Source organism: Companilactobacillus hulinensis, from assembly GCF_003946555.1.
In the GTDB taxonomy this organism is placed as follows: domain Bacteria; phylum Bacillota; class Bacilli; order Lactobacillales; family Lactobacillaceae; genus Companilactobacillus; species Companilactobacillus hulinensis.
Genome location: NZ_RHOO01000012.1, coordinates 48,849 through 62,841 on the forward strand (window position 1 = coordinate 48,849; position 13,993 = coordinate 62,841).

The window sequence follows — 13,993 nt, forward strand, 5'->3', positions numbered from 1 at the left end:
AGTACTTTCACGGCTGATAAATTATTTTTTTACCTTCAGCTGAATAGTAAACTTGATAATTTTATACTGCTGGATTTATTGATAGTAAGAATTGTATAAATACCATAATGTGAAAATTGCCATTAATGACCGATATATAAAGTAGTTTAGAAGTAAATTAGCCGGAGGTGGAAGTGACGAGTCGGCTGTGATAGTTCTGTTGGTCGGTGATTTTCCGGCCTTACAGCACAGGACGATTTTTGAAATCCGCTTGTTTTGCGGAGTTCAAAATCGAGATTTAAGACCGTATCTCAGGCTTAAATCGGTCCCCTAGCGGACTCGTCACTTCCAACCGTAGGCGGGATTAGTAGTCAATACTATAAATTCCACAAAATGGTGTTTGTCTGTCTCCTGTAAACTGTGTCATAACTCCACCATGCGTTACACAGGCAATACATGAATATTTATCTTTGTATCTGTCCAAGACAGATTTGACCCGATTGACTACTTCGTCTTTAGTTTCAAAATCCAAATCAGATTTGTGAGTTCCATCCAGATAGTCATTATAAGCAAGTGCTAGTTGTTCTTTAGAAACATCTTGTTTACCAGATTTATCCGGTCGCCATTCGTGTAACAACAATTCCACTTGTGTTGGAATTTTATTATATTTCAATATTTCTTGTGCTGTCTGCATTGTACGTGTGTATGGCGATATCAGCATCATTTGTACGTCGTTAAAGATAGGATTTTGTGCCGTCTTGTCAGCTAATTTGATTCCATATGGCGTAAGGCGTGTTAAGTCTCTTGCTAGTCCAGTGTATCCGGCTTGATCGACTTGTGAAAAATCTGGTTCTGAATGTCTAATTAAATATACTTTCATTTTTACTTCCCCCAATTACTAACTTAAATATAGCAGATATAACTGTTTCTTGAACCTGATAAGATGATTATTAGAAAAATATCAAGTAATCCAGCATTTAAGCACATTTTTTATTAATAAAGTCTTAATAAATATGAGCATTATTCTAGAAATGGCACTTTATTTGCGTATACTTATAAGCATACGCAAAGGAGTTGTTTAATTTGGCAAATGATTATAAGAAAAGTCTTAAGGGACTTAATGAGGAAGAACTACATGTAACTCAAGATAGAGGCACAGAGATGCCTTTTAGTGGTAAGTATGATGACTTTTATAAAAAAGGTATTTATGTAGATATTGCAAGTGGTGAGCCATTGTTTTCATCTGCACATAAATATGATGCTGGTTGTGGATGGCCATCATTCAGTCAACCAATTGCTGAATTGAAGGAAAGTACCGACATGAGAACTGGTCATGAACGTACAGAAGTTACCAGTGAAGCCGCAGGTTCACATTTGGGGCATGTCTTCAACGATGGTCCAAAGGAAACTGGTGGTTTAAGATATTGTATTAATTCTGCAGCTTTGAAGTTTATCCCATTTGAGGAAATGGATCAAAAAGGTTATTCAGATTATAAAAAATATGTTGAGGAGGGCGATAAATAATGAATGAGAAGAAAGCTGTATTTGCTGGAGGTTGTTTTTGGTGCATGGTCAAACCATTTGATGAACAACCCGGAATTATCTCTGTAGAATCAGGCTTTACCGGCGGTCATGTTGTTAATCCTACCTATGAACAAGTATGTACGGGAACTACTGGACATACTGAAGCAGTTGAAATAACTTATGATGCCGATGTTGTTTCATATAGACAACTTGTAGACACATATTGGCAAGTTACCGATCCAACTGATGCTGGAGGTCAATTCCAAGATCGTGGAGATAATTATCGCCCAGTTATTTATTATGGAAGTAATGAAGAGAAAAGTATTGCTGAAGAGTCCAAGAAAGCCTTGTCTGATGCGGAAAAATTCGATGATCCAATAGTGACAGAAATTCTGCCAGTTGAACCATTTTATCCTGCAGACGAGTATCATCAACAATTTTACGAGAAGAATCCTGCTCGCTATGAATTAGAAGAAAGCGGTGGCAGGGGAGATTTTATCGAAAAACATTGGAAATAGGCTGAAAAAATATTCATTTGTGCTAAGATTGTTTAGGTTATATCTTATATTAGAAGGCGAATGAGGAGTATACCTCTGTAGCTCGATTAGGAGAAATTTTAGATGGATGAATTAGATAAGTTAATTGAAAGGCATCAAAACTTATCCAAAATATCAGTTGCATTTCTATATTCAATTGCCGTGTCTATCGCGGTTAATATGTTTTGGACACCTGGAGGGATCTATGGTTCAGGTGTAACTGGTGCCGCTCAGCTGGTTTCAACAATTACTCAGCGTTGGTTTCCGTTTCATATTTCGACCTCAATAATGTACTTTGCGTTCAACGCACCGCTATTTATTCTGGCCTGGAAGAAAATCGATCATAACTTTACTGTATTTACAGTTATTGCTGTCGCATTTGCGTCAATCATGATGCATATTTTTCCTACAGCAAAAATAACTGCTGATCCGCTAGTTTGTGCCATTTTTGGTGCTGTCGCTAATGGATTTGGTACAGGTATGGCACTGCGTAACGGTATTTCAACCGGTGGTATTGATATTGTTGGTATTATTTTAAGAAAAAAGACTGGTAAAAGTGTCGGAACGATAAATATTATCTTTAACGTATTTATTGTCTCGTGTGCTGGACTGTTATTTGGCTGGGTTCATGCTCTGTACAGTGCTATCAGTATTTTTATTAATGGTCAGGTTATTGATATGATCTATAACAAGGATCAAAAGCTCCAAGTTATGATCGTTACATCTAAACCTAAGAACGTTATTAAAGAGATTCAAAATGAGATGCGCCGTGGTATTACCATTGTTCATGACGTTGAAGGTGCATACAAACACGAGGAAAAAACTATTTTATTCACAGTTATTTCTCGTTCAGAATTGCATGACCTCGAAACAGCGATGAGTTCTTCAGATCCGCATGCATTTGTGAGTGTTACGGATACTGTTAAGATTTTGGGTCGTTTCTATCAAAAACATATATATTAAACGTAAAACAGAACGCTTTGTTTTCACACTATCAAATATATTGTTTCAAACATATGATTGTTTGAGATAATATGTAGTGAGAGATAAAAGCAGTTCTGTTTTTTTAATTTGATTTAAGTGAGGAGAAAACAATGATAATCGGATCACACGTTGCAATGAAAGCTCCAGATATGTTGGCTGGCTCTGCTAAAGAAGCACATAGTTATGGCGCAAATGCCATGATGATTTTTACAGGTGCTCCACAGAATACTCGCCGTAAAGATATTTCTGAGATGAATATTGATGAAGGTAAACGTTTACTCAAATTGTATGGGATTGATCATGTTATCGGTCATGCTCCATATATTGTCAATCTTGGTAACACGGTTAAACCTGAAAAATTGCCATTTGGAATTTCGTTTATGCACGATGAATTTGAACGTGCTGATGCATTAGGTATTGAAGCCATCAGTTTTCACCCAGGAGCACACTTGAAACAAGGCCCTGAAGTAGCTTTGCAACAGATTGCCCAGTCACTAGACAAGGCTATTCTACCTGATCAAAAAGTCAGTGTCGCAATTGAGACCATGGCAGGAAAAGGTACTGAAGTAGGCATCAACTTTGAACAATTGGCTTATATCTTTGATCATTGTCAAAATAACGACAAATTATCTGTCACAATGGATACTTGTCACATGAGTGATGCCGGATATGATGTTAAAAATGATTTTGACGGTGTACTCAATGAATTTGATCACATTGTTGGTTTGGATAAATTATCGGTTATTCATCTAAATGACTCGAAGAATGAACGTGGTTCTCACAAGGATAGACACGATGATATTGGATTCGGTACGATTGGATTCGATGCCTTGAATTATGTCGCACATCATCCACAGTTGGAATCTATCCCTAAAATTATGGAAACACCTTATGTTAAGAGGGATGAGAACGATAAGAAGGGCATTGCTCCATTTAAGGCTGAAATCGACATGTTGCGTGCTCAAAAGTTCGATCCTGATATGAAGACTAAATTAATTGCTGAAAATAAGTAAACGAAAAGACTAGCCCACGTGGACTAGCCTTTTTTGTAACCATTGATTTGTAGATTTTCCATAATTAATGCCGCTGTCTCTTCAATTGAACGGTCGGCAGTATTAATAACTGGACATCCTAGTTTTGCATATACATCATTTGAGTAATCTAGTTCTTTTTGAATTTCATTTTCGTCTGAGTAAGTTGTATCTGGATTCAATCCATAAGCAATCATTCTTTGACGACGAATCTTCATTAGTACATTCATATCATTTGTTAGTCCAATTATTCTAGACTTGTCAACTTGCCAAAGTTCATCAGGAAGTTGTGTTTTTGGACCAATAGGTAGGTTAGCAACGCGAATATTTCTGTTAGCTAAATATAGTGATAATGGAGTTTTGGATGTTCTAGAAATTCCTAATAGTACTAAATCGGCTTCTAATAGCCCTTTAGGATTACGACCATCATCGTTTGAAACGGTGAACTCCATAGCTGAGATCATATCGAAGTATTCATCATCAAGATTATGTATCAAACCTTTTTTACGCATCGGTTTCTCATTTACGATTTGACCAAAAGTTCCTATTATAGGATTCAATATGTCATAATAAGTTATACCGTTATCCTGACAATATGTATTGATAATGTCGCAGAGTTCTTTAGAGACGATGGTGTGCAATACGACTGCTTTTTTCTCATTTGCCTTCGAAAGTATCTCTTTGAGGTGATTATCATTCTTTACAAACGGATATTTTGTATAAACTGTATCGAACATCGGAAATTGTGCAAAAGCTGCCTTAGCCACTCGTACAGCAGTCTCTCCAGCGGAATCTGACAGTACAAAAACATTCAATTTTTGGCTCATAAAAATTCCTCCTAAAAAAAATATAGAAAAATGTTTGAACAATGGACTCTTTTTGTTATAATAACATATGAGCTGTGAAAGAAATAGAGCAGTTACGTTCAAAGCGGAAGGAGGGATATCATATGTCAAAAACTGTCGTTCATGAAAATGAGTCGCTCGATGATGCTCTTCGTCGTTTTAAACGTTCTGTCTCAAAAAGTGGTACACTTCAAGAATATAGAAAACGCGAGTTCTACGAAAAGCCTAGTGTTAAGAGAAAGTTAAAATCAGAGGCTGCTCGTAAACGTAATAAGAAACGTCGTTAATAGTTGACTGAAAGTTAAAACATTTTATGTTTTAGCTTTTTTTTTACGAAAAATTTACATTCGTGTGCTATCATTCAAAGTAATAATAGGAGGAGTTGTATTTATTGGCAGAAAATGAAGAGCAATTTAAGAAGAGTATTCAAATAAAGAGTCCACAAGATGCGGTCAGTCTATTTGGAGTCAATGATAGCAACTTGAAATTACTTGAAGAAGGTATGAATGTAAAAATTCACGCTTTCGGTGAACGGCTGGATATTACAGGTGATCATGATGATGTAAGTAAGGCTTATACATTGATCACCAAGCTAATTAAGTTAATTGAGAGTGGAATTGGTTTGGGTTCAGCGGATATTGTCAGTGGTATGAAGATGGTAGAGCGTGGAACCCTAGATTACTTTGAAGATTTGTATAAGACTGAACTGATCAGGGATTTTAGCGGCAAACCCGTAAGAGTAAGAAATTTTGGTCAGAGACAGTATATCAACGCCATTAATCACAATGATATTACATTTGGAATTGGACCAGCTGGTACTGGTAAGACTTACTTAGCTGTTGTCATGGCAGTAGCTGCTCTAAAAAAGGGTACAGTCAAGCGGATTGTACTGACAAGACCGGCTGTTGAAGCAGGTGAAAGTCTGGGATTCTTGCCCGGAGACTTAAAAGAAAAGGTTGATCCATACTTACGACCTATCTATGATGCTTTGTATGCCATTATAGGAGCAGATCACACTGGTCGCTTATTGGAACGTGGGGTTATCGAAATTGCTCCTCTAGCTTACATGAGAGGGCGTACATTAGACGAATCATTTGTTATACTAGATGAGGCACAGAATACGACTAGGGAACAAATGAAGATGTTCCTAACTCGTTTAGGATTTGATTCTAAAATGATCGTAAATGGTGATATTTCGCAAATTGACTTGCCACGTAATGCACGCAGTGGTCTGGTTCAAGCTGAAAAGATATTACAAAACTTGCCACATATCAAATTCGTTGATTTCACATCAGCTGATGTTGTTAGACATCCGGTAGTTGCTGAAATTATCGATGCATATGATGATTCTGATAAAATTGAAAAGTAATGGGGATAAACATGGATTTAGAAATTTATAATGATGATAATTTAATTGATCAGGAGCGTGTTGATTGGGTCAATGATATTGTGAAGTTCACTTTTGATAAGTTAGAGTTAAAGGACGACACACAGTTATCGATTCATTTTGTTACAAAAGACAAGATTCATGAAATTAATAAAGAATACCGTGATACTGATCGAGCAACTGATGTTATTAGTTTTGCTATTAACGATGGTGAAGATTCACTGGATTATTTGGAACAACAAATTCCAGATTTGCCATTGGATCTTGGTGATTTATTCATCAGTGTTGAAATAGTTGATGAACATGCTAAAGATTACGAGCATTCATTTGATCGTGAACTTGGTTACACAATTGTGCATGGTATTCTTCATTTGAATGGATACGATCACATTAAGCCTGAGGATGAAAAAGTAATGATTGGTTTACAAGAAAAAATTCTCAGTGCTTATGGATTAAAAAAATAACAATTAAAATAGTAACTAAATAGGAGACTGAACCAGTGGAAATTAACGAACAGAATTTGTTTGATATAGCGTTTAAAGCAATGGATCATGCATATGCACCTTATTCAAATTACACTGTTGGTGCCGCAATTTTATGTGATGACGGGAAAATATATTCCGGAGTCAATATTGAAAATGCCTCATATGGTTTGACTAATTGTGCCGAGAGAACAGCAATATTTAAAGCCGTCTCTGAAGGTGTCAAAGAAATCAAAGCCATCGTTATCGTTAATGGAACTTCAGAAATGTCGAAACCCTGTGGTGCTTGCCGACAAGTCATGAGTGAATTCATGAAGGCTGATACACCAGTATTCTTAGCTAATAATACTAATCAATATAAAGAGTTTACATTTAAAGAAATTTTGCCACTGGCATTCAGTGATAAGGATATGGATTAAATATGGATAATAAAAACTTTCGCTCAGGATTCGTAGCAATCGTAGGACGCCCAAATGTTGGTAAATCAACATTTATGAATCGTATCATCAAAGAACAAATTGCCATCACATCACCTAAGGCACAGACAACTAGAAATAAAATACAAGGTATCTATACAGATGATGAACGACAAATCATTTTCTTGGATACACCAGGAATTCATAAACCACATAATGGCCTGGATCAATATATGGATTCAGCCGCTACTTCAGCCCTTAAAGAAGTTGACGCGGTTCTTTTCATGACAGAAGCTGGACAAGCTGCTGGACCTGGAGATAAATTCATTATTGAAGAATTGAAGAAAGTCAAAGCACCAGTATTCTTGATTCTGAATAAGATCGATATGATCAATCCGGATGAAATGGCACCACAAATCAGTGAATATTCACAATTAATGGAATTTGATGAAGTCGTTCCTATCAGTGCTACAAATGGTAATAACGTTGATGAATTAATTGATTCATTGACTAAGGCATTGCCAGTTGGACCACAATATTATGACGATGATCAAATTACAGACCACCCTGAATACTTCATTGTCGGTGAATTGATCCGTGAGAAGATTCTCGAAGATACACGTGATGAGATTCCTCATTCAATTGCTGTTATTGTTGAATCAATGAATCAACGTACAGCTGCCGGTAAACTCCAAGTTGAAGCAAGTATCTATGTTGAACGTGAGAGCCAAAAGCCAATCGTCATTGGTAAAGGTGGAAGCATGTTGAAGAATATCGGTATCGGCTCACGTATTAAGATTGAACATTTATTAGGTGAGAAGATCAATCTTAAGCTTTGGGTCAGAGTTAAAAAGAACTGGCGTGATGATCCATTATTCTTGAATCAAGCTGGATATTCGGTTAAGGACCTTAAGTAATAATGCATCAAGCAGCAACTAGTTTTTTTGGGATCGTTGTTCGTAGACAACGCTATCGTGAAAAAGATGCACTGGTTACGATTCTTACTAAGGAATATGGATTTAGAACCTTTCTTGTTCGTGGAACACAGGGATCTAAGTCGAAAATCTCTGGTTCCGTGATTACCTTTTCGTATGGTAGTTATACGGGAGTTGTTAAAGATGAAGGATTGTCTTATTTGAATTCAGCTAGTGATATCAAACAATTTGATGAGATTATTCAAGATATTGAATTAAATGCTTATGCAACTTTTCTCTTTGACTTACTTCATAACGCTTTTATGGATGCCCCATTACCAGACCAATGGTATAAGGACATGTTTAAGGCTTTGCTATATATAGAGAATGGTTATGATCCTCAAATTGTGATTGATATTATGCAAATGCATCTTTTACAAGTATTCGGGGTCCAGCCCAATATGGATTCATGTGTTGTCGGTGGTGAAACTGAAGGTCGATTTGATTTTTCGGTTGTTTTAGGTGGAATTATTTGTTCCAATCATTTTGATGATGATATTCACAGATTACATATACCGGAACGAATAGTTTATTTTTTGAGACTATTCAGCAAGATCAATATCGATCAAATAGGCAAAATTGAAATCAAGAATAACAACAAAGATATGATCCAAGGTGCTATCGACGCTATTTATCTAGGATCAGTTGGTTATTATCCAAAAAGCAAAAAATTTATTGATGATATGAAGACTTGGCGTATTTAGTACGGTCTATACAATTGACAATATATTTTAAATTGCTATAATTAATTCTATGAAAACAGCGATGCGGGATAGTGAAAGCCGCTACAGATTCAATGGCGAGCAACAATTTAATTTTTGAATAAAAGAGCAGGACTTAAGTCCTGAATTAGGGTGGAACCGCGAAATTATTCGTCCCTTGCTAGGTAGATAACTATACCTTGCAAGGGACTTTTTTGTGTTTACCCGAGGGGAGACAATATGGCAAAAAAATTAAATGTACAAAATATGATTTTGACACTTCAGAAGTTCTGGGGTGACAAGGGCTGCATGCTTATGCAAGCTTATGATACTGAAAAAGGTGCCGGAACTATGAGTCCATACACATTCTTACGTGCAATCGGACCAGAACCTTGGAATGCGGCATACGTTGAACCATCAAGACGTCCAGCTGATGGTCGTTATGGTGAGAACCCTAACCGTTTGTATCAACACCACCAATTCCAAGTAGTTATGAAACCAGCTCCTGAAAATATCCAAGAATATTATCTAGATTCACTACGTGCATTAGGTATTGAACCTCTAGAACATGATATTCGTTTCGTTGAGGATAACTGGGAGAACCCATCAATGGGTTGTGCCGGTGTTGGTTGGGAAGTTTGGCTTGACGGTATGGAAGTTTCACAATTTACATACTTCCAACAAGTCGGTGGACTTGCTTGCAAACCCGTAACTAGTGAAATCACATATGGTGTTGAACGTTTAGCTTCATACATTCAAAACGTTAACTCAGTTTATGATCTTGAGTGGGGTGACGGCGTACTTTATGGTGATATTTTTAAGGAACCAGAATACGAGCACTCAAAATATTCATTCGAAGAAAGTAACCAAGATATGTTGTTCAAGTTCTTTGATGAATATGAAAAAGAAGCAAATCGCTTGATGGACTTAGGATTAGTTCATCCTGCATATGATTATATTTTGAAATGCAGTCACACATTTAACCTGTTAGATGCTCGTGGTGCAGTTTCAGTTACTGAAAGAGCTGCCTTCTTATCACGTATTAGAAAGATGGCACATAAAGTAGCTAAAGCATTTGTTGAAGAACGTAAGAAGCGTGGATTCCCACTATTGGCAAATAGCGATGCAGTAAAGGAGAATGAAAATGACTAAAAATTACTTATTAGAAATCGGTTTGGAAGAAATGCCTGCTCACGTTGTAACTAACAGTGTTAATCAATTAGCACAAAAGGCTGCTAAGTTCCTTAAAGAAAACCGTATTTCATTCTCAAACATTGAAAAATATTCAACACCAAGACGTTTGGCTATCATTATTAAAGATATTGCTGAAAAACAAACTGATATTGATGTTAAAGCTAAGGGTCCATCAAAGAAAATTGCTCAAGATGCTGATGGTAATTGGACTAGAGCTGCACAAGGATTTGCTCGTGGTCAAGGTATGAGTCCTGATGATATCTTCTTTGAAGATTTAAAGGGTACCGAATATGCATACATCCAAAAGCATGAAGCTGGTAAAAATGTTGAAGATGTCCTAGCTGATATTACTGATGTAGTTAAGTCATTAACATTCCCAACAAGAATGCACTGGGGTTCATATGATTTCGAATACATTCGTCCAATTCACTGGTTGGTTTCACTATTAAATAATGAAGAAGTTCCATTACAAATTTTGGATATTAAGTCTGGTCGTATGACTCGTGGACACCGTTTCTTAGGTGAAGATGTTGAAATTGATGAGGCTACAAATTACGTTGAAAAGTTAAGATCACAATTTGTTATTGTTGATGCAAAGGAACGTAAGGATCTTATTTCAAATCAAATCAAGACAATTGCTGATGACAATGATTGGGTAGTTGACGTTGATCCTGATTTGCTAGAAGAAGTTAACAACTTAGTTGAATATCCAACAACATTCCATGGTTCATTTGATAAGAAGTATTTGGAAATACCTGAAGAAGTTCTAATCACTTCAATGAAGGATAACCAAAGATATTTCTATGTAAGAAATCATGAGGGTAGTTTGGAACCATACTTCATTGCGGTAAGAAATGGTAATTCTGAACATATTGAAAATGTTATTAAAGGTAATGAAAAAGTTCTAGTTGCTAGACTAGAGGATGCCGATTTCTTCTATAAAGAAGATCAAAAGAAGACAATTGCAGATTACGTTGAAAAGCTTAAGACTGTTAATTTCCACGTTAAAATCGGTACTATGTATGAAAAAATGGTACGTGTACATCAAATTGCCGCTCATTTAGCTGATTTATTCGGTTTATCTGATGAAGAGACAAAAGACGTTCTACGTGCAAGTAACATTTACAAATTTGACCTCGTTACAAGCATGGTTGATGAGTTCCCAGAACTACAAGGTGTTATGGGTGAGAAGTATGCCAGCTTAATGGGTGAAGATGATGCTGTTGCTAAGGCTGTTAAGGAACACTACATGCCAATCTCAGCTGAGGGTAACTTACCTGCAACTAAGGTCGGAGCAACATTAGCAATTGCTGATAAGATCGATTCACTTGTAACATTCTACGCAGTCGATTTGATTCCTAGTGGTTCAAATGATCCATACGCATTGCGTCGTCAAGCATATGGTATCGTAAGAATCTTGAACCAATATCAATGGTCATTAGACTTAAATGATTTACAAGATTACTTGAAGGCTAACGTAACTGTTCCTGAAAAACTTAACTTGAGTGCACATGTTTCAGACATTGATCAATTCATGATCGACCGTGTTCGTCAATTATTAGGAACTACAGAAGTTAGAAATGACATTGTTGAAGCTGTTACAACAGGTTCAGATGTCGATCCAATCGTTATGATCGATACTGCTAAAGTATTACAAAATCATGTATTGGATGATAACTTCAAGGAAGTTGTTGAAGCTCTTGGTCGTGTAGTTAACCTATCTAAGAAGGCTAAGTTCGGATACAGTGATGATTTGAAACTTGATGAATCATTATTCGAGAATCCATCAGAATCAACATTGAATAATCAAGTTCAAGAAATAATCAATGCCAATGAATCAGATGCTGAAAAGTTGTATGGTGAGTTAGCTTCATTGAAACCTGCTATTGATAGTTACTTTGATGAGAATATGATTATGGCAAAAGACGCTGATGTTAAGAATAATCGTCTTACTCAACTAGTGATTGCAAACCATTTAATTGCAAAATTAGGAGATTTGTCTAAAATTGTAGTTAAATAGTCTTATATTTGTAAATACGCTAACAATGTGATATATTGTAGTTCACTGTTTTTATAGATATATTTGAGGGGGTGACGGCCATGGCAACTCGGATTCCACAAGAATTTATTGATGAAGTTACCTCAAAAACCAACATTGTTGATGTAATTAGTAAGTATGTACAATTGAAAAAATCAGGTAAGAACCTGTTTGGATTGTGTCCTTTCCATGAGGAGAGGACACCATCTTTTTCAGTTGCAGAAGATAAACAGATCTTCCATTGTTTTAGTTGTGGTCGTGGTGGAAATGTCTTCAAGTTTATTATGGAGATCGAAAGCAAAACTTTCCCTGAATCTGTAATTGAAGTCGCTCAAATGGGCAACATTCCTGTACCAGACCAATATCAAGCCAATGATAATAATTATCAAAGTTCTGACAGTCAAACTTTGATAAAAATGTATGAAGAAGCCGCTAAGTTATATAGTCATATCCTGTTAAAAACAGAAAATGGTACACCGGCTTTGAAATATTTAAACGGACGTGACCTTGATGATAAGTTGATTGAGACTTTTGATCTCGGTTATGCTCCCAATAATTCAAATCTCTTGCTTCAATTCTTCAAAGATCGTAAAATTGATGATTCAACCTTAAGAAAGTCCGGTTTGTTCGCTGAAAATCAGGAGGGAGATTTATTCGATCGGTTCAGAGATCGAGTGATGGTTCCGATTACTGATGAAGCTGGTAATATTATTGCTTTTTCAGGACGTATCCTGAACAAGGCTGAAGGTACTGCTAAGTACATGAACAGTCCGGAAACACCTATCTTTAACAAGAGCAAAGCATTATTCAACCTTAGCAATGCAAAAAAGACAATTCGTGATAATAAAAACGTAATTTTGTTTGAAGGATTCATGGATGTTATTAGTGCATATAAAGCCGGGGTTACTAATGGTGTTGCATCGATGGGTACTAGTTTGACTGATCAGCAGCTGTATACGTTAAGTCGTCTGACTAACCAGATCAATATCTGTTACGATGGAGATGATCCTGGTGTTGAAGCGACTTATCGGGCTGTTACTCAGTTGAATGATGATCGTTTTTCTTACGGAGTTATCAGTGTTCCAGATAAAAAAGATCCAGATGAGTACATTCGAAGTGCTGGTGCCGATGCATTTAAGAGTTTGGTTGAAAATGGTGTACAAACACCAATGAGCTTCCTCTTAAATTACTTCAAAAGAAACTTCAATCTCAATAATGAACACGACCAGATAGAATTCTTGAATCGGTCGTTGAACGAAATTGTGAAGTTACAATCTCCGGTTGAGGTCGACATGTATGTTGGCAGGATTGCCGACGAAATGAACGTTTCTAAAGAAGCAATCAACAAGGAGCTGGATACACTTAGGCGCCGTTTGGCAATTAAGCGTCCAGCAAATAATAACAAGAATGTTCAAAAAGCCGCACTTGAGAAAGTTACGGCTACGGTTCATTCAAGTTATGATCGAATTGAAAAATCTGAACGCTGTCTATTGTATTGGGCAATTAATTTCCCAGAAGTTAGAATTAATCTTAAGGGAAATGGTTTTAGTTTTGTTCATTCCAATTATCAAAGTCTTTTTAGCTCATTGCTTTCATATGGGGAGCAAGATGATGCTGAAGAGATCAATATTTCTGATTTTATGAATGTTCTCGACAATAACGAGAAGAATCTTTTAGCAGAATTGGAGATGATGCCAATGCCCGCCGAGTATAGTGATCAAGAGATTGATGATTATGTCAATAATATTAATAACTCAGATCTTGAGTCCAAAGTATCTGATATTAATCGTCAATTGAAACAGGCTGCAATGGTAGGTGACAGTAAATTACAATTAGAGCTGACGAAGCAACTGATTGATGTTAGAAGATTGTTAAGTAATTAAAGCATACTGGAGGAATATA

At 36.4% G+C, this 13,993-nt stretch carries 15 protein-coding genes; 13 read left to right on the top strand and 2 right to left on the bottom strand.

The features are described 5' to 3' along the window. Positions 1 to 343: 343 nt before the first annotated feature. Entirely contained in the window at positions 344 to 859 is a 516-nt protein-coding gene (locus EKM66_RS07555) for a histidine phosphatase family protein (protein ID WP_125763235.1), read from the bottom strand. 203 nt (positions 860 to 1,062) lie between these two features. Between EKM66_RS07555 and msrB the strand changes: the two genes are divergently transcribed. The 4 genes from msrB to EKM66_RS07575 all read left to right on the top strand — a co-directional run bounded on the left by msrB (position 1,063) and on the right by EKM66_RS07575 (position 4,036). Further along, positions 1,063 to 1,503 carry a peptide-methionine (R)-S-oxide reductase MsrB gene (gene msrB / locus EKM66_RS07560; protein ID WP_125763237.1) on the top strand — a complete coding sequence of 147 codons (441 nt, stop codon included), beginning with the start codon at positions 1,063 to 1,065 and terminating at the stop codon, positions 1,501 to 1,503. Next, on the top strand, positions 1,503 to 2,021 hold the full coding sequence (gene msrA, locus EKM66_RS07565) for a peptide-methionine (S)-S-oxide reductase MsrA (protein ID WP_125763239.1): 519 nt from the start codon (positions 1,503 to 1,505) through the stop codon (positions 2,019 to 2,021). Before msrB ends, msrA begins: the two co-directional genes overlap by 1 nt. 102 nt (positions 2,022 to 2,123) lie before the next feature. Next, on the top strand, positions 2,124 to 3,002 hold the full coding sequence (locus EKM66_RS07570) for a YitT family protein (RefSeq protein WP_125763241.1): 879 nt from the start codon (positions 2,124 to 2,126) through the stop codon (positions 3,000 to 3,002). Between the two features lie 131 nt (positions 3,003 to 3,133). Beyond that, on the top strand, positions 3,134 to 4,036 hold the full coding sequence (locus EKM66_RS07575; protein ID WP_125763243.1) for a deoxyribonuclease IV: 903 nt from the start codon (positions 3,134 to 3,136) through the stop codon (positions 4,034 to 4,036). Positions 4,037 to 4,059: 23 nt separating this feature from the next. On the opposite strand, the gene EKM66_RS07580 is transcribed toward EKM66_RS07575, so the two are convergent. Then, positions 4,060 to 4,881, bottom strand: coding sequence for a pyruvate, water dikinase regulatory protein (locus tag EKM66_RS07580; protein WP_125763245.1), 822 nt, complete (start codon positions 4,879 to 4,881; stop codon positions 4,060 to 4,062). A 122-nt stretch (positions 4,882 to 5,003) separates the two neighbouring features. Between EKM66_RS07580 and rpsU the strand changes: the two genes are divergently transcribed. The 9 genes from rpsU (at position 5,004) to dnaG (ending at position 13,974) form a co-directional block, all read left to right on the top strand. Beyond that, positions 5,004 to 5,186 (top strand): 30S ribosomal protein S21, encoded by a 183-nt coding sequence (gene rpsU, locus EKM66_RS07585; protein WP_125763247.1) that lies wholly within the window; start codon positions 5,004 to 5,006, stop codon positions 5,184 to 5,186. 104 nt (positions 5,187 to 5,290) lie between these two features. Beyond that, entirely contained in the window at positions 5,291 to 6,268 is a 978-nt protein-coding gene (locus EKM66_RS07590; RefSeq protein WP_125763249.1) for a PhoH family protein, read from the top strand. 11 nt (positions 6,269 to 6,279) lie between these two features. Next, on the top strand, positions 6,280 to 6,750 hold the full coding sequence (ybeY, locus tag EKM66_RS07595; RefSeq protein ID WP_125763251.1) for an rRNA maturation RNase YbeY: 471 nt from the start codon (positions 6,280 to 6,282) through the stop codon (positions 6,748 to 6,750). A 35-nt stretch (positions 6,751 to 6,785) separates the two neighbouring features. Beyond that, the gene (locus EKM66_RS07600) at positions 6,786 to 7,187 is read left to right on the top strand and encodes a cytidine deaminase (RefSeq protein WP_125763253.1); all 402 of its coding nucleotides are present in this window, start codon (positions 6,786 to 6,788) and stop codon (positions 7,185 to 7,187) included. Between the two features lie 2 nt (positions 7,188 to 7,189). After that, positions 7,190 to 8,101 carry a GTPase Era gene (gene era / locus EKM66_RS07605; RefSeq protein WP_125763255.1) on the top strand — a complete coding sequence of 304 codons (912 nt, stop codon included), beginning with the start codon at positions 7,190 to 7,192 and terminating at the stop codon, positions 8,099 to 8,101. Positions 8,102 to 8,103: 2 nt separating this feature from the next. Beyond that, entirely contained in the window at positions 8,104 to 8,862 is a 759-nt protein-coding gene (recO, locus tag EKM66_RS07610; protein WP_125763257.1) for a DNA repair protein RecO, read from the top strand. 237 nt (positions 8,863 to 9,099) lie between these two features. Further along, positions 9,100 to 10,011 (top strand): glycine--tRNA ligase subunit alpha, encoded by a 912-nt coding sequence (gene glyQ / locus EKM66_RS07615; protein ID WP_125588802.1) that lies wholly within the window; start codon positions 9,100 to 9,102, stop codon positions 10,009 to 10,011. Then, on the top strand, positions 10,004 to 12,073 hold the full coding sequence (gene glyS / locus EKM66_RS07620; RefSeq protein WP_125763259.1) for a glycine--tRNA ligase subunit beta: 2,070 nt from the start codon (positions 10,004 to 10,006) through the stop codon (positions 12,071 to 12,073). Before glyQ ends, glyS begins: the two co-directional genes overlap by 8 nt. 80 nt (positions 12,074 to 12,153) lie before the next feature. After that, a complete protein-coding gene (dnaG, locus tag EKM66_RS07625; protein WP_125763261.1) occupies positions 12,154 to 13,974 on the top strand; it encodes a DNA primase in 1,821 nt (606 codons plus the stop codon). Positions 13,975 to 13,993 lie beyond the last annotated feature (19 nt).

Coding starts and splice junctions, on each gene's coding strand:
- EKM66_RS07555 (WP_125763235.1), bottom strand. CDS start 859: ATGAAAGTATATTTAATTAGACATTCAGAACCAGATTTTTCACAAGTC.
- msrA (WP_125763239.1), top strand. CDS start 1,503: ATGAATGAGAAGAAAGCTGTATTTGCTGGAGGTTGTTTTTGGTGCATG.
- EKM66_RS07570 (WP_125763241.1), top strand. CDS start 2,124: ATGGATGAATTAGATAAGTTAATTGAAAGGCATCAAAACTTATCCAAA.
- EKM66_RS07575 (WP_125763243.1), top strand. CDS start 3,134: ATGATAATCGGATCACACGTTGCAATGAAAGCTCCAGATATGTTGGCT.
- EKM66_RS07580 (WP_125763245.1), bottom strand. CDS start 4,881: ATGAGCCAAAAATTGAATGTTTTTGTACTGTCAGATTCCGCTGGAGAG.
- rpsU (WP_125763247.1), top strand. CDS start 5,004: ATGTCAAAAACTGTCGTTCATGAAAATGAGTCGCTCGATGATGCTCTT.
- ybeY (WP_125763251.1), top strand. CDS start 6,280: ATGGATTTAGAAATTTATAATGATGATAATTTAATTGATCAGGAGCGT.
- era (WP_125763255.1), top strand. CDS start 7,190: ATGGATAATAAAAACTTTCGCTCAGGATTCGTAGCAATCGTAGGACGC.
- recO (WP_125763257.1), top strand. CDS start 8,104: ATGCATCAAGCAGCAACTAGTTTTTTTGGGATCGTTGTTCGTAGACAA.
- glyQ (WP_125588802.1), top strand. CDS start 9,100: ATGGCAAAAAAATTAAATGTACAAAATATGATTTTGACACTTCAGAAG.
- glyS (WP_125763259.1), top strand. CDS start 10,004: ATGACTAAAAATTACTTATTAGAAATCGGTTTGGAAGAAATGCCTGCT.
- dnaG (WP_125763261.1), top strand. CDS start 12,154: ATGGCAACTCGGATTCCACAAGAATTTATTGATGAAGTTACCTCAAAA.